23 protein-coding genes and 3 tRNA genes are annotated in these 17415 nt (G+C 69.1%); 19 read left to right on the top strand and 7 right to left on the bottom strand.

Going from position 1 to position 17415, the window contains the following annotated elements:
- The gene (locus CCN37_RS12190) at positions 1-1707 is read right to left on the bottom strand and encodes a bifunctional UDP-sugar hydrolase/5'-nucleotidase (protein WP_086820849.1); all 1707 of its coding nucleotides are present in this window, start codon (positions 1705-1707) and stop codon (positions 1-3) included.
- Between the two features lie 183 nt (positions 1708-1890).
- Here CCN37_RS12190 and CCN37_RS12185 point away from each other — a divergent pair, with 183 nt between their 5' ends.
- The 6 genes from CCN37_RS12185 (at position 1891) to CCN37_RS12165 (ending at position 4960) form a co-directional block, all read left to right on the top strand.
- Positions 1891-2322, top strand: coding sequence for a MarR family winged helix-turn-helix transcriptional regulator (locus CCN37_RS12185; RefSeq protein ID WP_371504055.1), 432 nt, complete (start codon positions 1891-1893; stop codon positions 2320-2322).
- Positions 2323-2360: 38 nt separating this feature from the next.
- Positions 2361-2445 (top strand) — tRNA-Ser (locus CCN37_RS12180).
- A gap of 112 nt (positions 2446-2557) precedes the next feature.
- A complete protein-coding gene (locus CCN37_RS12175) occupies positions 2558-3310 on the top strand; it encodes a DddA-like double-stranded DNA deaminase toxin (RefSeq protein WP_086820847.1) in 753 nt (250 codons plus the stop codon).
- Positions 3307-3726, top strand: coding sequence for an Imm1 family immunity protein (locus CCN37_RS12170; RefSeq protein WP_086820846.1), 420 nt, complete (start codon positions 3307-3309; stop codon positions 3724-3726). The genes CCN37_RS12175 and CCN37_RS12170 overlap by 4 nt, the downstream gene beginning before the upstream one ends.
- Positions 3727-3946: 220 nt before the next feature.
- Positions 3947-4102 (top strand): hypothetical protein, encoded by a 156-nt coding sequence (locus CCN37_RS39790; protein ID WP_168200642.1) that lies wholly within the window; start codon positions 3947-3949, stop codon positions 4100-4102.
- A gap of 57 nt (positions 4103-4159) precedes the next feature.
- Positions 4160-4960: a 1-acyl-sn-glycerol-3-phosphate acyltransferase gene (locus CCN37_RS12165; RefSeq protein ID WP_143261572.1), complete on the top strand. Its 801-nt coding sequence runs from the start codon at positions 4160-4162 to the stop codon at positions 4958-4960.
- Here the strand turns inward: CCN37_RS12165 and CCN37_RS12160 are convergent.
- A complete protein-coding gene (locus CCN37_RS12160) occupies positions 4899-5348 on the bottom strand; it encodes an Lrp/AsnC family transcriptional regulator (protein WP_086820844.1) in 450 nt (149 codons plus the stop codon). The genes CCN37_RS12165 and CCN37_RS12160 overlap by 62 nt on opposite strands.
- A gap of 92 nt (positions 5349-5440) precedes the next feature.
- On the opposite strand from CCN37_RS12160, the gene CCN37_RS12155 reads away from it, so the two are divergent.
- Genes CCN37_RS12155 through CCN37_RS12145 form a run of 3 tightly spaced genes read left to right on the top strand, consistent with a single transcriptional unit; the run spans position 5441 to position 7158 of the window.
- The gene (locus CCN37_RS12155) at positions 5441-6268 is read left to right on the top strand and encodes an LLM class flavin-dependent oxidoreductase (RefSeq protein ID WP_086820843.1); all 828 of its coding nucleotides are present in this window, start codon (positions 5441-5443) and stop codon (positions 6266-6268) included.
- Entirely contained in the window at positions 6265-6681 is a 417-nt protein-coding gene (locus CCN37_RS12150; protein ID WP_086820842.1) for a nucleoside deaminase, read from the top strand. Before CCN37_RS12155 ends, CCN37_RS12150 begins: the two co-directional genes overlap by 4 nt.
- A gap of 51 nt (positions 6682-6732) precedes the next feature.
- Positions 6733-7158 (top strand): VOC family protein, encoded by a 426-nt coding sequence (locus CCN37_RS12145; RefSeq protein WP_086820841.1) that lies wholly within the window; start codon positions 6733-6735, stop codon positions 7156-7158.
- Here CCN37_RS12145 and CCN37_RS12140 read toward each other — a convergent pair whose 3' ends face one another.
- Together CCN37_RS12140 and CCN37_RS12135 are read right to left on the bottom strand one after the other, a co-directional pair.
- Positions 7159-7605 (bottom strand): hypothetical protein, encoded by a 447-nt coding sequence (locus CCN37_RS12140; protein WP_086820840.1) that lies wholly within the window; start codon positions 7603-7605, stop codon positions 7159-7161.
- Positions 7606-7615: 10 nt separating this feature from the next.
- Entirely contained in the window at positions 7616-8074 is a 459-nt protein-coding gene (locus tag CCN37_RS12135) for a hypothetical protein (RefSeq protein WP_086820839.1), read from the bottom strand.
- Positions 8075-8438: 364 nt separating this feature from the next.
- Here CCN37_RS12135 and CCN37_RS12130 point away from each other — a divergent pair, with 364 nt between their 5' ends.
- The 4 genes from CCN37_RS12130 to CCN37_RS12115 all read left to right on the top strand — a co-directional run bounded on the left by CCN37_RS12130 (position 8439) and on the right by CCN37_RS12115 (position 10389).
- Complete coding sequence (locus tag CCN37_RS12130; RefSeq protein WP_086820838.1) at positions 8439-8957, top strand: hypothetical protein; 519 nt, start codon at positions 8439-8441, stop codon at positions 8955-8957.
- Positions 8958-9115: 158 nt separating this feature from the next.
- Positions 9116-9625: a hypothetical protein gene (locus CCN37_RS12125; RefSeq protein WP_086820837.1), complete on the top strand. Its 510-nt coding sequence runs from the start codon at positions 9116-9118 to the stop codon at positions 9623-9625.
- A 63-nt stretch (positions 9626-9688) separates the two neighbouring features.
- Positions 9689-9949 (top strand): hypothetical protein, encoded by a 261-nt coding sequence (locus CCN37_RS12120; protein WP_086820836.1) that lies wholly within the window; start codon positions 9689-9691, stop codon positions 9947-9949.
- Positions 9946-10389, top strand: coding sequence for a PIN domain-containing protein (locus CCN37_RS12115; RefSeq protein ID WP_086820835.1), 444 nt, complete (start codon positions 9946-9948; stop codon positions 10387-10389). The genes CCN37_RS12120 and CCN37_RS12115 overlap by 4 nt, the downstream gene beginning before the upstream one ends.
- A gap of 4 nt (positions 10390-10393) precedes the next feature.
- Here the strand turns inward: CCN37_RS12115 and hisC are convergent, their stop codons facing one another.
- Positions 10394-11449: a histidinol-phosphate transaminase gene (hisC, locus tag CCN37_RS12110; RefSeq protein ID WP_086820834.1), complete on the bottom strand. Its 1056-nt coding sequence runs from the start codon at positions 11447-11449 to the stop codon at positions 10394-10396.
- A 139-nt stretch (positions 11450-11588) separates the two neighbouring features.
- Between hisC and CCN37_RS12105 the strand changes: the two genes are divergently transcribed.
- From CCN37_RS12105 to CCN37_RS12085, 5 genes are all read left to right on the top strand, one after another.
- Positions 11589-12293: a dienelactone hydrolase family protein gene (locus tag CCN37_RS12105; protein WP_086820833.1), complete on the top strand. Its 705-nt coding sequence runs from the start codon at positions 11589-11591 to the stop codon at positions 12291-12293.
- 51 nt (positions 12294-12344) lie between these two features.
- Positions 12345-14333 (top strand): acetoacetate--CoA ligase, encoded by a 1989-nt coding sequence (locus CCN37_RS12100; RefSeq protein ID WP_086820832.1) that lies wholly within the window; start codon positions 12345-12347, stop codon positions 14331-14333.
- Positions 14330-14509: a hypothetical protein gene (locus tag CCN37_RS12095; RefSeq protein WP_086820831.1), complete on the top strand. Its 180-nt coding sequence runs from the start codon at positions 14330-14332 to the stop codon at positions 14507-14509. The genes CCN37_RS12100 and CCN37_RS12095 overlap by 4 nt, the downstream gene beginning before the upstream one ends.
- 137 nt (positions 14510-14646) lie before the next feature.
- Positions 14647-14736: transfer RNA gene (locus CCN37_RS12090), tRNA-Ser, on the top strand.
- Positions 14737-14775: 39 nt separating this feature from the next.
- Positions 14776-14848, top strand: a tRNA-Arg gene (locus CCN37_RS12085).
- A 62-nt stretch (positions 14849-14910) separates the two neighbouring features.
- Here the strand turns inward: CCN37_RS12085 and CCN37_RS12080 are convergent.
- Positions 14911-15363 carry a hypothetical protein gene (locus CCN37_RS12080; protein WP_086820830.1) on the bottom strand — a complete coding sequence of 151 codons (453 nt, stop codon included), beginning with the start codon at positions 15361-15363 and terminating at the stop codon, positions 14911-14913.
- A gap of 117 nt (positions 15364-15480) precedes the next feature.
- Here CCN37_RS12080 and CCN37_RS12075 point away from each other — a divergent pair, with 117 nt between their 5' ends.
- The gene (locus CCN37_RS12075) at positions 15481-16620 is read left to right on the top strand and encodes a hypothetical protein (RefSeq protein WP_086820829.1); all 1140 of its coding nucleotides are present in this window, start codon (positions 15481-15483) and stop codon (positions 16618-16620) included.
- A 5-nt stretch (positions 16621-16625) separates the two neighbouring features.
- Here CCN37_RS12075 and CCN37_RS12070 read toward each other — a convergent pair whose 3' ends face one another.
- Entirely contained in the window at positions 16626-17402 is a 777-nt protein-coding gene (locus tag CCN37_RS12070) for a hypothetical protein (RefSeq protein WP_086820828.1), read from the bottom strand.
- Positions 17403-17415 lie beyond the last annotated feature (13 nt).

Raw genomic sequence — 17415 nt, 5'->3', positions numbered from 1 at the left:
TTACTTCGCGGTGATCCGGTCGGTCGCCGGGGGAGCCGCGTTGGGGTTCTTCGCCAGGTAGTCGATGAACGAGTCCAGGTCGATCGCACCGCCGGTGAGCTCGGTGCCCTTGGACAGCTCGGTGAAGCCGTCACCGCCGCCCTGGAGGAAGTTGTTCACCGTCACCCGGTACTTGGTGCTGTCCTGCACCGGCTGACCGGCCACGGTGATCCCGGAGATCCTCGAGCCCTTCGGCGCGGAGGCGGTCCAGGTGTACTTCAGAGTGCTGGACGGCTGGAGGATGCGCATGATCGCCGCACCGTCCGGGCCGGTCTGGAACTGCTGCTCCAGCACGGTCTTGATCTGCGCTCCGGTCAGCGAGACCGTCTGCAGGATGTTGGCGAACGGCTGCACCGTGTACGCCTCGCCGTAGGTGACGACACCGTCGCCCTCCGGTCCCTTGAACACCAGGTCGGCGCGCACGCCACCCGGGTTCATCAGCGCGATCTGCGCGCCCGCGCTCTTGGTGGACTCCAGCTGCGCGTCCGCGATCATGTTGCCCAGCTGCGACTCGCCGGAGGGCGCAGCGGCCCGCATGATGTCGGCGCTGATCGTGCCGATCTTGCGCCCGGCGATCGGGGCGGCCTTGGTCTTGGCCTCCTCGACCAGTGCCTTGGTCGCCCTGTCCTCGGGCACGTCGCGGGTCACGACCTGGTTGAACGGCTTCACCGTCGACCGGATGATGTCGCGGGTCCACCAGTCGATCTTGGCGTCCACCACGGACAGGATGCGGCCGAACGAGGCGCCCTGGAGCACCGGGCGCGGCTTGCCGGACGGGTCGTTGATGGAGCACACGTACTGCTGGTGGCTGTGCCCGGTGAAGATCGCGTCGACCTTGGCCGAGGCGCGCTGCGCGATGTCCCGCGCGGGGCCCGGCGTGGTCTTGCAGTCGTTCGGGCCGCCACCCTCGGTGTTGTCACCCTGGTGCAGCAGCACGACCTGGGCCTTCACCCCGAGGCGGTCCAGCAGGTTCGCGGTCCGGTCGATCGCCTTGACCTCGTCCTCGAACTTCAGGCCCTTGACGGCCTCGGCGGAGACGACGGTCGGCAGGTCCTTCAGCGGGACGCCGATGATCCCGATCGGCATCAGCCCGGAGAACTCGATCGAGAACGGCATCAGCGCGGGCACGCCGGTCTTCTCGAAGGTCATGTTGGCGGCCAGCATCGGGAACTTGGCGCCCTTGAAGGACTTGCGGAACTGGCAACCGTCCTTGGGGTGGCAGCCGCCGCGGATCATCCGCTTCAGCTCCTCGTAGCCCTCGTCCAGCTCGTGGTTGCCGATCGCCGAAGCCTTGACGTCCAACGAGTTCAGGAACTCGATGGTCGGCTCGTCGTGGAACAGGGCGGACACCGCGGGCGAGCCGCCGATGTTGTCGCCCGCGGACAACAGGATCGAGTCGCGCGCCTGGCTGCGCAGGTTCTTCAGATGGGTGGCGAGGTAGGCCGCCCCACCGGCGTCGACGGTCTTGCCGTCGGAGAGGGTGATCCGGCCCGAGGAGCCGGACGGCGGCTCCAGGTTGCCGTGGAAGTCGTTGAAGGCGATCAGCCGAACGTCGCTCGTCCAGCCGCGCGGGGTGGCGGCAGCGGTCCCGCTCGTGCCGGCCACCAGTGCTGCGGCGGCGAGCGCGACGATCGCGAGCGCGCGGCCGCGCCGGGTGGTCGTGGTCATACTTGCGTCCTCCTCCAGGCGCCTGCGGGGGCGCACGGGCGTGGAGTGTGCCCGCTGGCACCCGCTGGCACCAGGTCAAACGGTTACATCGTGATGAAGGGCAGATACCGGGTGGGTACGCATAGCCTTGACGGTGTGACGCGGATTACCGACACCGAGCCCCGTTGGCTGGACGACAAGGAGATGCGCGCGTGGCGCGCCTACATCGTCGGTTCCCAGATGCTGTCATACCGGCTGCACCGGGAGCTCCAGGACAACCACGGCCTCGCGCTCGCCGACTACGAGATCCTCGTCCGGCTCTCCGAGCAGCCCGGCGCGCGGATGCGGATGAGCGTGCTCGCCGGTGAGATGGCCTCCTCCAAGAGCCGCCTCTCCCACCAGGTCACCAGGATGGAACAGGCCGGGCTCGTCATCCGGACCGAGTGCCCCAGCGACGGCAGGGGCGTCTTCGCCGAGCTCACCGACAAGGGTGCTGAGGTCCTCAACACCGCCGCTCCCACTCACCTCGACGGCGTCCGCACCCACCTCATCGACCTCATCACCGACGAGGAGCAGGCCGTCCTGGCCAGCGTCTTCGAGCGCGTCGACGAGCACCTGCGCGGCCAACGCAACTGATCTTGACGGCGCGCGTTAGGCTGCCCGTGCACGACCAGGGAAGTGTGGCAGAGCGGCCGAATGCACCCGCCTTGAAAGCGGGAGACCTTCACGGGTCCGGGGGTTCAAATCCCTCCACTTCCGCAGCTTGAGCAGGGGTGGCTCGCTGATCAGGGAGCCACCCCTTTCGTTGCTCCATCGAGTGGACGCCAATAAAATCGGCCTGATGCCGGGCGACCGGCGGCATGGTTGAGACGTGTCCATCCGCAGCGAGGTAGTCGCAGCCGCTCGTGCGGCCGTCGCCATGCTGCCCGTTGGGCTGGTCGATGTCGTTGAGGACGCGATTGACGCGGCCGCCATTCATTGGCAGCACGCCACCCAGGGTGGGCGCGACTCTGCGATTGAAGAGGTGCACGCCACGTTCGAGGCCGCGAAGGACGATCTGCACGCATTACGGCAACTCATGCTTCAAGTGCCAGTCCGAGTCGAGGCGTGGATCGTGGGTCTCGGTGGTCGTGCTCTTTCCGACGTGGCTTCTACAGATGCGAGAACTGCGGACTCGGTGACTCCTGCTGAGCGTGCACGAATTCTCGAAAGCGCTCGTGCTGTGTTGACTCCAGGGGTACCGGGAGCCCGCGCGCTCGGGAAGTGGGTGGCGTCCGACGGCTCGGTGCACGACCTGTCCAGTGGGCCTGGCCCGTGGTTCGGTCCCACACAGGATTGGGCGCGTGAGCGTGGACATGCTCCGCCAGCCGGGATATGGATGATGGCCAGGCACATTGAGTTGCAGTTTGCGGTCAGAATGCGCGCGATGGTCAAACGTCGACCAGCGGGGGCTGGCCCACTGCACGAGACGATCGCGATCGACCGGTCGCCCTGTGAGCCCGTTGTGCCAGGTGGCCAGTCCTGCGACACGCTGCTTCCGCTGTTCCTCCCGCCCGGTTCGTCGTTGACGGTGCTGGTGGAAGATGGCAGCCGGTACACCTACCAAGGGGTCGAACAGAGATGACCATCAACGTTGCGTGGCAGACCCGGCACACCGGTGCCTGGACCACGACCCGGGTGGAGATCGACGACCCGGCCGACATCCCGGTGATGCTGCACCGTCTTGAGACCGAGGGAGGACTGGACGCCGCCGCGGTTCACCTCGCGCGGCCTCGCGTCGCTCCTCACGACCATCCGGATCATGACCTCCGGTTCGGTGTGCGCCGCCGTGATCAAGGTCCGGTCGGGGCGATCTTCTACGCGGATGGTGCGGGTTCGTGGGTGACTCTGGGCGACGGTCCCGAGGACGGCCCGGTCTACGCCGAGATGGAGTTCCCGGCGCGTTGTGAGATCACCTTGAGCCAGCTCGAAGGAGCGCTGGTCGAGTTCCTGCGCACCCATCAGCGGCCGACGATCGTGGACTGGCAGCCCATCGGGTAGCGCGTGCCGCTGCCTCTATGTTCTGTGGCTCGGCGGGCAGCTCGGCCGGTGACACCACGCGCTGATGGTGACCGACATGTTTACCGAGAAGCACGTGTGCGCTGATTGCGATGGCGACGGGGACTACGGTCCGGAGCGCGATGACGACCCCTGTGAGATGTGCCAGGCGAGCGGTTGGGTGACACCGTGACGGCGCTAGAACGGGTAGGAGGTGCGTGGAGTGGAAAACAATTCCCCAGAACTGGTGACGGAGCGGGCGAAGCTCGACGAGTTGATTGCGGCGGCGGAGGCGGAGCATGGGGCGCTCACTGCTGAGGAGATCGAGGAGAAGCGGCAGGCGCTCATCCGTGCGCGGGAAGTAGTTGTGGAGAACTGAGCCGGGTGGACATGTGGGTGTCAGCTGGGGTTCAGGGGCGGGCGCCACAGTGGGGGTATGACGGCGCATGCCTGGATGCCGCAGTCGCCCTGCGGAGTGGGATGCCTACAGGACGAGAACACGGTGGCGCCGCTGAGGCAGGCGCTGCGGGTGGTGGGGCTCGCGGCGGTGGTGCTGGCGGCGCCGTTGTGCCTGGTGGGAGGCCGCAGGTGGTGGTTCCGGGCGGTGCTCAGGGCGGTGGGGGCGAAGCTGAAAGTCCTGGGCGAAGCCGAGGAGCGCGGTGGCGTGCTGGTGGTGGGGAACCACACGTCGTGGATGGACATCGTGGCGGTGAACGCGGTGCGACCGGCTCGCGCGTTGGCCAAGGGGGAAGTGCGGGACTGGCCGGTGATCGGAGCGCTCGCGAAGCGGGCGGGAACGGTGTTCGTGGACCGGGCGAAGCTCTCCGCGTTGCCAGCGACGGTTGAGGAACTGGCACGGGTGCTGCGGAGCGGAGCGGCGGTGAGCGTGTTCCCGGAGGGGACGACGTGGTGCGGCCGCGAGTCGGGGCACTACAAGCCGGCGGCGTTCCAGGCGGCGATCGACGCGGGGGTGCCGGTGCGGCCGCTGGCGCTGCGCTTCGTGGTGGGCGGTAGGCCGACGACGGCGACGGCGTTCCTCGGCGAAGAAACGTTCCTGACGGCGTTGCAGCGCACGGTTGCCTTGCGGGGCTTGGAGATCGAGGTCCACGTGCTGCCGCTGATCGAGACGGCTGGGCAAGACCGGCGGAGCCTGGCGGCGCGGGCGGAGGAAGCGGTCAGGACGGTCGCTGAGGGCCGCGATAGGGCAGTGTCTGGCTGTACACCACATTGGTCGTAGTACTGCCGAAGTGCGCCAGGCTGTCGATGATCTTCTCCAGGTGCTCCATGGAGCCAGCGGCGACCTTGAGGGTGTAGCAGTCGTCGCCGGTGGTGCGCAGGCACTCAAGGATCTCGGTGCGCTCGCTGAGCATCTGGTGCAGCGGTTGGTGCCGGTTTCCGGGGTACTTGAGCCGCACGACGGCGAGCACGGGGTAGCCGACCTTGGTCAGGTCGACGGTGGCGCGGTAGCCGCTGATGACCCCTGCGGCCTCCAGGCGCTTCACGCGCTCGGTGGTGGCGGACGCGCTGAGGTTCACGCGGCGGCCGAGCTCGGTGAGCGGGAGTCGGCCGTCGCGCTGGAGCTCGACGAGGATCTCCCAGTCGGTCGGATCGAGAGTCTCGGTCATAGGCTGAAAATACCGCGAGATCCACGGCGTTACGCGCTTAACGCCGTGATGAATCCCTTCACTCGCCGAGCCTCGCTTCCTACGCTTGAGCTGTGGAAATCGGTGTGAACGTGCCGAACTTCGGCCCAGGGACGGACCCCGCGACGCTGCGGGCGTGGGCCCAGACCGTCGAGGGTCTTGGCTTCGACCTGCTGATGATGTCCGACCACGTCGCGGTGACCCCCGACGTGGCGGAGCAGTACCCGGCGCCGTTCTACGAGCCGTTCACGACGCTGTCCTGGCTCGCCGGGATCACCGACCGCATCCGCCTCGGCACGACGGTGGTGGTCGCGCCGTACCGCCACCCGTTGGTGCTGGCGCGCATGTCGTCGAACCTCAACGAGCTGAGCGGAGGACGCTTCATCCTCGGCGTCGGAGTCGGCTGGGCGCGCGAGGAGTTCGCGGCGCTCGGCGTTCCGTTCGAGCGGCGCGGTCGGCTGACCGACGAAGCCCTCCAGACGCTGCGCGAGGTCTGGCAGGACGAGAACGACTACGGCTCCAAGCGAATCCCGATCTGGGTGGGCGGCAACAGCGACGCCGCGCTGCGCCGGGCGATGCGTTTCGGCGACGCCTGGCACATGCTGCGGTTCACCCCGGCCTGGATGCGTGCGGCGGTGGCGAAGCTGCCCGAGACAGGAGCCCCCGCGCTGGCGCCCAGGATCGCGTTGCGGCTGACGGACAAGCCGGTGCTCGGCGAGGATCGCCTTGCGGGCGAAGGAACCCTCGACCAGATCGCGGAGGACATCGCGGAGCTTCGAGCGCTGGGCGCCGAATCCCTGCTGCTCGACCCGTTCAACGGCGACCCCCAGGAGACGCTGCGCCCCGAAGCCGCCTGGAAGGCGCTGGCCACCGTCGCCGACCTCAGGAAGGACCTCCAGTGACCGAAGAACTTCTCCGCCGCGCCATCGGACTCGCCCACGAGGCGAAGGAAAACGGCAACCCGCCCTTCGGTTCGCTGCTGGTCGGACCGAACGGTGACGTGCTGATCGAGGAGCGCAACAGCTCGATCACCGACTCCGACATCACCGCGCACCCGGAGCTGAAGCTGGCCAGGTGGGCGGCTCGCGAGCTGGACGCGGCGACCGCTGCGGGCACGACCATGTACACGAGTTGCCAGCCGTGCGGCATGTGCGAGGGCGCGATCGCTCGCTCCGGACTGGGCCGCGTGGTGTTCGCGCTGTCGACGGAGCAGCTGCTGGGCATCAAGTCCGGTGGCGACTTCCCCGTGGTCCCCAAGGAAGGCCCGGCGCTCTTCGAAGAAGCGAAAGCCGCCGTCGCCGACTACTACTCCTGAGGACGCGGCCTGAGGACACTGGCTGACCTAAATGGCTGCCAGGGTCGCCCCATGACCCAGGCGACACACCTCGCAACGCTGCACACCTACCTCAGCTACCGCGACGCCAACGCGGCACTTCGTTGGCTGGAAAGGGCTTTTGGCTTCGAGACCACCGTCGAGTTCCCCGATGGCAAGGGCGGCGTGGCTCATGCCGAGCTGCGCCGTGAGGACGTCGCGATCATCGTCTTCAGCGACGACGGCGCCGGGTACGACCGCTCCGAACTGCGCGGTCCGACCACCGGGCACGGCCTCTACGTCAGCCTGCCGTCGAAGGAGGCGGTCGACGCCGTGTTCGCGACGGCGATCGCCGGTGGGGCCACCGAGGTGTGGAAGCCGGAGCAGGCGGAGTGGAACTACCGCTGCCGGGTGCTCGACCTGGAGGGCTACGAGTGGACCTTCGGCATCCACGTGCCCGGTAGGCCGATGGACTACTAGTCAGCGGCGGAACTGGTTGCGGTGCTTGCGCCCCACGGCGCGAGCCCGCAGCACCAGGTCGTCGACGACCTCGGGGCTGGTGAGCGGGGCCTCACCGGTTTCCGAGCAGCACGTCGGACGCGTGCGCTTCCAGCTCGGCGGCGGGGTCACACCCGCCAGCTCGTAGAGCCGGTCGTAGACGTTGCGGCCGGGGTCGCCGTCCTCGTGCGGGCCGACCAGCAGCACCCACACCGACGACCGGTTCTCGAAGGCCACCACGACGCGGTCGTTGCCCCGCAGGTGCTTCACGCACAGATGGGGCAACGGCTCAGGGCCGGTGACGCGGTAGCCAAGCGCCGCGCAGCCCCGGTTGGCCAGGTCGTCCAGGAACGTCTCGTACGCCTTGCGGGCCGGGCCGCGCAGTCCGGCGGCCTGGGACCCGGCGAGCGTGGTTTCGGTGACCCTCACCCGGTACGCCTCAGCCGTCCGCCTCCGCCTGGCGGACCACTCTGCCCTCGCCGCGGTGCATCTGGTCGATGCTCTCCGTCAGGTCCTCGCGATCGAGCAGCGCCAGGTCGCTGAGCCGCCGGTAGACCTCGTCCAGCAGTCCTCTTGTCTTGCCCGCTCTGCGCAGGTCGGTCACCAGGTGCAGCACCTCGTGCAGCCGCGCCGGGTCAAGCAGCATCCTCGGTTCCGTGCTGAGCACCGTCAGCACGCCCTCGTGCGCCCACGCGCGCACGGTCTTGTCGGTCATGTCCAGCAGCGCCCCTGCGACGACCGGTCGGACCGGTGGCACCTGCGCCAGGATGCGGTCGGCGACGTCGACGAGCTTCTTGCGCCGGTGGTCGTCCAGCGGCAGCGACTCCGCCACCTCTTCGATGTCCTCGACCTGCTCGAACAGGTCCATCAGCTGGCGGGTCTCCTCGGTGACCGTCATGGCGACCTCCCCGTCCGGTTCGACTACCGAGTATGCGCCCAGTTCTCGGTAGTCGTCAAGGCGTCGGTTCGTTCCGGGGCGAAGAGTCAAAAATGTGAAAGGCAAGTGTTCCGCGCGTTTGACTGTCCGACTTGATGCGTCCTTGAGCTGGGACTTTCGCAAATGGAGCAGCGTTTTGTCATCTCACTCCGTGATCGCGTGATGGCACTGCGTTTCCTTGGTCGATCAGAATCCGTCGATACATGTGCTTCGAATAATGTCAATATGGTTGTGCTGTTGGGCGCTGCTTACGCTCTTGCTCACTTGGGGAACCGAGGCCCCGCCCCCTGTAGGGGCCTTGGTGTGAATGACATCAGGAGAGCTAATGCGATTCAGGACCGCGGTGACCTCCACTGCCCTCGCATTCACCGCCACGATCGTTCCCGCCGCCGTCGGCCTTGGCGCACAGGCCTTCGCGGCCTGTCCGGAGGTGGGGCAGGTCTACTACTCGATCTCCAACGGTGAGAAGGACTGGAAGGCGACCAACCTGCGCAGCGACTACCTCACCGGCCCCGGCGCGATCACCTACACCAAGAGCGCGACCTCCGAGACCAACGCCTCGCTGACCGGGACCACGACCGCGGAGGCCGGGGCGATCTTCGCGAAGGCCAGCGTCTCGCTGGGCGTCCAGGTCGGCAAGAGCTGGTCGAAGACCGACTCGTGGTCCTATCGCGCCGATGTCCCCGCCGGGCAGACCAGGCGACTCCAGCAGTACAAGGAAGCGCGCAAGTTCACCGTCAAGAAGACCACCATCGTCGCGCCCTGCAATGTCAAGACGGTGTGGACGAAGAATGTTGTCGCCCCCGTGAAGAACAATAACTTCCTGTGGAAGCTCGCCAGGTGACATACTGATGCGCAGTGGGGCGATCGGTGGCGGTCGCCCCACTTTTCACGTCTTTTCCTCACCTTTCGGCCTGAGGTGAAACCAGTGCGCCCGAAATAGGTTCACTTTATCGATGCTGAGTCCGCTGCGCTGCGGTGATGCTGCCATTATCTCCGGCCGTGACTCGCATACTGAACGCGGCGCTGTGCGTCGCTCTCGCCTCCGCGACGGTGAGCGCGCTGAGCGCTCCGGCCGCCTTCGCCGCCTGTGCCGAATCCGGGCAGGTTTCGTATTCCGTCTCCGGTGCGGCGACTTCCTGGTTACCGACCGACCTGCGCAGCGACTACCTGGAAGGCCCCGGAGAGATCATTTTCGACGCCCGGGCCGACGTCCGCGCGAATGCCTCTCTCGCCGGTGTGCCCAAGGCCGAGGCCGAGCGGATCTTCACTTCCGCGAGGACTTCGCTGCGCGCCACCGTGGTCCTCGCCCACGCGCACGCAGCGCGCTGGACCCACTCCGCCAAGGTCCCCGCCGGGCAGATCCGTCGAGTTCAGCAGTACGTCGAGGCGCGCACGTTCACCGTCCGCAAGACCTCCGTCACCCCGTCCTGCACGGTGAAGACCGCGTGGACGAAGAAGATCACCGCGCCGCTGAAGAGCGGTTCCTACCAGTGGCGCCTGGTGGCCTGACCCTCTCCGGCAGTCGGGTGGGAAGCATCGACGACGTCCCACCTTCGGCGTACCGTGGGTGACATGACCAGTTACCGGCTCGTCCTCGACGCCAAGCGGCGGCCGACGCTGCCCGCGCAGCTGCTGCGCGACGCGGAGCTGCCGGAGGCGAAGGAACTGGTGGCCAGGGTCGTCGGACCCGGCCGCATCGTGCTGGAGGACCCCAAAGCCGCGCTCGGCAGGCTCCAGGCCGCCGTCGCGGAGGGCAAGCGCACCAAGGGCGTCGACGCCTCGATGGAGTCCGCGCTGCTGGAGTCGCGGGCCGAGGACGCCGAGCGCGAATGACCCTCCCAGAAGGCCCGGTGCTGCTCGACGCCTCGTTCGTGCTCGCGCTGCTCGACGGCGAACCGCGCGCCCAGCCCTACGCCGACGTGCTGCCGAACTCGCTGATCACCTCGGTGAACCTCGGCGAGGTCCTCTACTGCCTGGCCCAGTCCGCCGGGATCGACTCCCTGGCCGCGACCGCCGAGATCGAGGCGATGGGCGTCGCCGTGGTGCCGCTGGAGATCGAGCACGCGCAGCGCTTCGCCGAGCTGAAGCGGATCGACGCGGGCATCCGCCGCACCCGGGAGCGCAGGCTCGGCAAGCTCTCCCTCGGCGACCTGTGCTGCCTCGCGTTCGCGTGGGAAGAGGGCGTGCCCGTCCTCACCGGCGACCGGCACTGGACGACGGTCGCCGGGGCGGGCATGCCCGTCGAAGTGATCGACTTCCGGCTGACGGGCTGATGGGCTAGCCGGCCAGGAAGCTCCGCGCTGCGGCGAGGAACAGGTCGTTCTCCTCGGCCGTGCTGATCGTCACGCGCGCGCCCTCCTCGCCGAAGGCCCGCACGACGAGCTTCTGCTCCAGGCAGTGCGCGTTGAACGCCGGAGTGCGCTCCGCGAGCGGCAGCCACACGAAGTTCGCCTGGGTCTCGGGCACCTCGTAGCCCATCGCGAGCAGTTCGCCGCGCACGCGCTCGCGCTCCCCGGAGATCTCCCGGCAGCGCTCCATCAGCTCGTCCTCGGCGTCCAGCGACGCGATCGCCGCCGCCTGCGCGATCATGTTCACGCTGAACGGCACGCAGACCTTGCGCATCGCCGCCGCGACCTCTTCGGGGGCGTAGCAGTAGCCGACGCGCAGCCCGGCCAGGCCGTACGCCTTGGAGAAGGTGCGCAGCACGGCCACGTTGTCGCGGCCGCGAGCCACCTCGATGCCGTCGGGCACGTCGGGGTCGGTGATGAACTCCTTGTACGCCTCGTCCAGCACGACCAGCGGCCCCCTGGGCACCGCGTCGAGGAAGCGCTCCAGCTCCGCGCGCCGCAGCGTGGTCCCGGTCGGGTTGTTCGGCGTGCACACGTAGATCACGCGGGTGTCGTCGGTGATCGCGGCGAGCATCGCGTCGAGGTCGAGCGCGTGTGCTCCGGTCAGCGGAACCTTGATCGCCCGCGCGCCACCGATCTGCGTGACGATCGGGTAGGCCTCGAAGGAGCGCCACGGGAACATCACACCCTCGCCGGGCTCGCACATCGCCTGCACCAGCTGCTGGCACAGCGCGACCGAACCGCAGCCGACCGCGATCCTGGACGGCTCGACGGAGAGCTTCGCCGCGAGGCGGTCCACCAGCGCCGTCACCCCCATGTCCGGGTAGCGGTTGATCCCGGCGGCGGCCTCGGCGATCACGCCGCGCACGCTGGGCAGCGGGCCGAGCGAGACCTCGTTGCTGGCGAGCTTGATCGCGCCCGGGATCGTCCTGCCGGGCAGGTAGCCGGGCAGTGTCTCCAGGTCCGGGCGAGTCCGCACGGTCATCGTCGCTCCTCAGGTTCGCCGCTGGTCCAACAGCCGAAGACGAACCTAATGCACGAATTCCACCGGGCGGCTCGCGGTTGTTGCTCCGTATGGTTGGTCACGTTGACTGGTGTTCACCCCCACGTGATTGGCTGGCTTTATGACGCAGACCCGCACCGAAACGCTCCAGCTCACCGACGGCAGCGAACTCCGCTGCACGGTCGCGGAACCGGACACGGCGGTTCGTGGCGGACTTGTCCTGCTGCACCAGGCCAGGGGCGTCACCGACGCGATCCGCGACGTCGCGGGCAGCCTGGCGCAGGAGGGCTGGCTGACCATCGCGCCGCACCTCTACCACCGGGACGGCGACGACCAGGTGCACGACCCCGAGGACGCCGAGAGCATCCTCGACCAGGTCAGCAGGCTCTCCGCCGACTCCGTGCTGGCCGACACCGACGCGGCCTTCGTGTGGCTGGCCCAGCAGGGCGTGGAGCCCGACCGGATGGGCGTCGTCGGCTTCGGCGTCGGCGGTTCGGTCGCGCTGTTCGTGGCCACCAGCCGCAGCATCGGCGCGGCGGTCACCGTCGCGGGCGCGGGCATCGTCTCCGCGCTCTCGCCCAACCTGCCGCCGCTGGTGGAGGTCGCGGGCGAGCTGACGTGCCCGTGGCTGGGCATCTACAGCGAGCAGTACACGATGATCCCGCGCGAGGACGTGGAGAAGCTGCGCGACGCCGCCTCCTCGGCCAAGGTCGCCACCGACGTCGTCGTGTACTCCGGCCCGATCGACCCGCACGCCGAGGACCCCCGCGCCGCGGCCGAGACGTGGCAGCGCACCCTCAACTGGTTCGACTCCCACCTCCGGTAGATCTGGGACACATCCCTGGTTCTCCGCCTGCCGATGAGTTAGGAAGCAGGCATGAGCGAGAACCTCAACGCCGAGGAACCCGAGCTGTTGTGGCGGCCCGACCCCGATCGGGTCGCCACCACCAAGATCGCCGCGTTCCGCGCGTGGCTGCGCGCGGAGCGCGAGCTGGACCTGCCGGACTACCCGGCGCTCTGGCAGTGGTCGGTCGACGACCTCGCCGGGTTCTGGGGCGCGCTCGCCGAGTTCTCCGACGTGCGCTTCCACGACCGCCCGAGCTCGGTGCTCGACGACGAGCGGATGCCGGGCGCGACGTGGTTCCCCGGTGCCACGCTGAACTACGCCGAGCACGCGCTGCGCGGTGGAGAAGGCAAGGGCGACAACGACTCCGCGGTGATCTTCGCGCGTGAGGACGGCTTCGAGGCGACGCTGACGCACGGGCAGCTGCGGGCCGAGGTCGCCGCCGCGCGTGCCGGGCTCGTCGAGCTGGGCGTGCGCAGGGGCGACCGCGTCGCGGCGCTGGTGCCCAACTCACCCGAGGCGCTGATCGCCTTCCTGGCGGCGGCGAGCCTGGGCGCGACGTGGTCCTCCTGCTCACCGGACTTCGGCGCTCGCGCGGTGTCCGACCGCTTCACCCAGATCGAGCCGACCGTGCTCGTCGCGGTCAACGGCTACGTCTACAACGGCAGGCAGTTCGACACTCGGTCCACTGTGGACGAACTTCGGCGGGGCATCCCGGGGCTCAAGGCGACGGTGCTCGTCGACTACCTCGCCACGGGCGCCGAGCTGGAGGGCACCGTCGGCTGGCGGGCGCTGCTGGAGCGCAACGCCGGTGCGGCGCTGGAGTTCGAGGCCGTCGACTTCGACCACCCGCTGTGGGTGCTCTACTCCTCCGGGACCACCGGGCTGCCCAAGGGCATCGTGCAGGGCCACGGCGGCATCGTCCTCGAACACGTCAAAGCCCTTGCGCTGCACTGCGACCTGGGCCCGGGGGAGCGGTTCTTCTGGTTCACCACCACCGGCTGGATGATGTGGAACTTCCTGATCTCCGGCCTCATGGTGGGCAGCACGATCGTGCTCTTCGACGGCAATCCGGCGCATCCGGACCTCGGCGCGCTGTGGCGGCTGGCCGAGCGGCACCGGGTCACCTACTTCGGCACCTCCGCGCCCTACATCCAGTCCTGCCTCAAGCGCGAGCTGAAGCCCGCGCGCGAGCACGACCTCTCCGCCTTGCGGGCACTGGGTTCCACGGGCGCCCCGCTCTCCCCGGAGGGCTTCCGCTGGATCATGGACGAGGTCGGTGACGTGCAGATCGCCAGCGTCTCCGGCGGCACCGACCTGTGCACGGCCTTCGTCGGCGCGGCGCCCGAGGTGCCCGTGTGGCTGGGCGAGATCTCCTGCCGGATGCTCGGCGCCGCCGTGGATTCCTTCGACGAGGCGGGCAAACCCGTCTCCGACGAGGTCGGCGAACTCGTGATCACCAAGCCGATGCCGTCGATGCCGGTCTCGTTCTGGAACGACGCCGACGGCTCGCGGCTGCGCGAGGCCTACTTCGAGACCTACCCCGGCGTGTGGCGGCACGGCGACTGGATTCGCGTGACCCCGCGCGGGTCCTGCGTGATCTACGGCCGCAGCGACTCCACCCTCAACCGGGGCGGCGTGCGGATGGGCACCAGCGAGTTCTACCGGGTCGTCGAGGGCTTCGACGAGGTGCTCGACTCGCTCGTGATCGACACGTCGGGGGTGGGCCAGGGCGACGGCGAGCTGCTGTGCTTCCTGGTGCTGGACAAGGGGATCTCGCTTTCCGACGTGGAGCCCCGGCTGCGTTCCGCGCTGCGCGCCCAGCTCTCGCCGAGGCACGTGCCGAACCAGTTCGTCGCGGTCGCCGACATCCCGAGGACGCTCAACGGCAAGAAGTGCGAGGTGCCGGTGAAGAAGATCCTGACCGGCACCCCGGCCGACCGGGCGGTGAGCCGCGAGGCGCTGAGCAATCCCGACGCGCTGCGGCCCTTCGAGGAACTGGCCAGGGGTAACCGGGCGTGACGAGCCTCTCCACCCGTTTGGCCGTTGCCGTGCCCGATCGGCCCTGGAAGCTTCTGCGCATGGCCTTGGACGAGCAGGACCTCTGTGGGCACACCCCGGAACCGGACGGCTACGGCGAGATCGGCCGCCCCGGATCTGGCTTCGGCACGGTCGACTCCGACCGCGAGGAGGCGTAGCGGCACGGGTCGCCGGGGAGCGGTTCTCCCTCCCCGGCGCCCGGGCTGACCAGCGCGGACGCGGTTAGGGGACCCCCGTTTTGCTTTGCGATGGACGCTCTGTGTAAGGTTTACCCCGGCGGTCAGAGATGGCCCCGGGAGGCTTCGCCTAGTCCGGTCTATGGCGCCGCACTGCTAATGCGGTTTGGGTTTATCGCCCATCCCGGGTTCAAATCCCGGAGCCTCCGCAGTGTCCGATCTCGGTCGGGCCACAACTGAAAACACTCGCGCTCGTAGCTCAACGGATAGAGCACTTGACTACGGATCAAGAGGTTACAGGTTCGAATCCTGTCGAGCGCACGTCTGGTTGAGACAGCTGAAAGCCCCCTGGCAACAGGGGGTTTTCTGCTTTTCCGGCCCGTTCAGACCGCGCGCAGGACTGCGGCGGCCAGCTGCTCCGCTCCAGGAGTCAGGCCGGTGACGACGATCTCGCCGCCGCCGACGAGGGTGATCCGCAGGTGCACGTCCAGTCCGAGCAGGCGGCTCAACGCGTTGCTGCTGGCGGGATTCGCGGCGGTGGAGAACTGGTGCCACCGGTGGACGTGGGCCTGGCCGGAGTGCTCGTGCACCAGACCACCCTCGTGCAGCAGGAAAACCTCGCCGGGGTGCCGCACCGCGAGCCGGGCGTGCGTCCACCCGGCCCACAGGCACGGCAGAGCCGCGATCGCGGCCGCGAAGGGGATCGGGAACGGCAGAGCGCAGCCGACGAGGCAGACCACGCCGATGGAGAGCAGCACCAGCGCCCGCTTCCGGCGCCCGGCCCCATCGGTCTCGTAGCGCGTGACGCGGGCGCCGAGTTCCCTGCGACCGGTCACTCCGCCGCTCCTCTCGCCGCGCGGAAGACTAGCGCCGCCCGATTTCCCTCATGCGCGCGAGATCGTCTCCCCCTGCGGAGGGAGGTCGCGGTGCGGCGCGCGCCCGAGACTCGGTGCATGACCGATCGAGCACTCACGCGGACCTCCGCGCTCGCACTCCTCTGGTCGTTGGCCGCGACGGCGCTCGGACTGCTGTGGACCATCGACCCCTCGAAGTATCCCTTCGGCGCCAACGACACCCGGCCCAACAGCGGTTCACTGCTCGCGGGAGTGGACGTGCGGGTCGGCGCGGTGGCGACGCTCGTGCTGGGCGCGGTCGGAGTGCTCGCGGCGCTCGCGCTGCGCAGGGGGATCGGCCGACCGGTCGCGGTGCTGGGCGGGCTCTACGCGGTCCTGTTCGGCCTGTGCGTCCCGGACATGCAGGTGCTGATCCTGGTCGGCTACCTCTTCGCGCTCGGTGCGCCGATCGCGCTGGTGGTCATGCTGATCGCGGGAGCACTGGGGAGCCTCCGGCGCGCGCTGATCGTGATCGGTGCGCTGCTGGCGGTCGGGCTCGTCGGCTGGTGGAGCGGAATCCTCGACGGCACAGCGGTTTCCGCGCTCGTCAACGCGGAGGCGGCTCCAGAGAACCAGCTCTCGATGCGCCCGGTCTACATGGTGTTCTTCCTCGTGGGCGGCCTGGTGTGGGCATGGGCCGCGGTCGTCGCTTTCCGCGCTGCGAAAGGACGTTGCGGCTCGTGCGGGCGACCGGGTGCCAGGTGGACCGAGCCGGAGGCCGCTGCGCGCTGGGGTCGCTACGTGACGATCGCGGCGGCGTTGTGCCCGCTGCCGTACGGCCTGATGCGGATGTCGTGGCTGACGCCGGTCGCCCTGCTGGGGCCGGAGAACGTCACGGAGTCGGCCGGAATCCGGCTGATGGGGCTGCTGCTGGGCTTCGCCGCGCTCGGGGGCAGCGTGCTGACGCTCGGGCTGATCCAGCGCTGGGGCGAGATCTGGCCGCGTTGGGTGCCGGTGCTGCGCGGACGGCCGGTGCCGCTCGCGTTCCCGGTGACCTTCGGAGCGCTCATCGCCGCGGTGATGGCCTTCGCCGGGGTGTCGTTCGGGATCATGGCGCTGTCGGGGCCGGACCCGAGGCCGGAGATGCTGCTGGTCTTCCCGTTCCCGCTGTGGGCGCCGCTGTTGGCCGCCGCCGTGCTCGCGTACTACTACCGGCGCCGTCCGGCCTGCCGCCACCACGCGGTGACGGCAGCCCGGTGAGTGAGCTACACGGCGCCCGCGTCCAGACTGTCAGCGTCGAGGCCGTCAGCGTCGTCCGGACCGAAGCCGTCCGGGAAGGCGGCGCTGGCGGCCAGCTCGAACGCGGCGGACCGGGCGACGATGTCCGTCGGCGCGTCGGCCAGGTTCCACTCGACCATGTCCAGCACGTCGGGGTTGCCGGAGACGCGGTCGCGCAGCTCCTCCGGGTCGACGTCCTCGCCGCGCAGCAGCGCCACCGCGATCCACGCGGCCGCGCCCAGGTCGCCGCCGTCGGTGGCGAGCTTGGCGAAGGACTCCACGTGCAGCGGGGACACCGCGTCCGGGGCGACCGTGGCGAGGGCGATCATGCCCGCGGCGTCGCGCTCCAGCGTCAGGTGCTCGAAGACCGCGGGGGCGATGGCGGCGACGGCGGCGCGCGCGGCGACCACGGTCTCCGGGAGGTCGGTCTCCACACCCGCGTCGTCGTAGGAGGCGCAGACGATCTCCGTGCCGTCAGCCGAGAACGCCGAGGTGGTGTTCGCGATCGCGGCGATGAAGAAGGTCAGGTGCGCGCGGATCTCGGCGTCCAGTCCCGGGCGGGGGAGCAGCTCCGCGAGCAGCGGCACCACGTGCGGCGTGGCGTCGGACAGCGTGTCCTGGTGCAGCAGCCGGCCGTAGAGGTCGTTGATCGCCGACTGGCGGCCGTCCTCGTCCGCGCCGGTCAGCGCGTCCAGCAGGGCCGGAACCTCGGTCGCGGGCCCGTAGGCGTCACGCAGTCCGGTCCAGTCAAGAACCCCGGTCACTTTTCCTCCTGGC

This window comes from Allokutzneria sp. NRRL B-24872, assembly GCF_002155965.1.
GTDB lineage: Bacteria > Actinomycetota > Actinomycetes > Mycobacteriales > Pseudonocardiaceae > Allokutzneria.
Note: the sequence above shows the minus strand (reverse complement) of the source record. Positions and strands in the feature narration are given on the sequence as shown.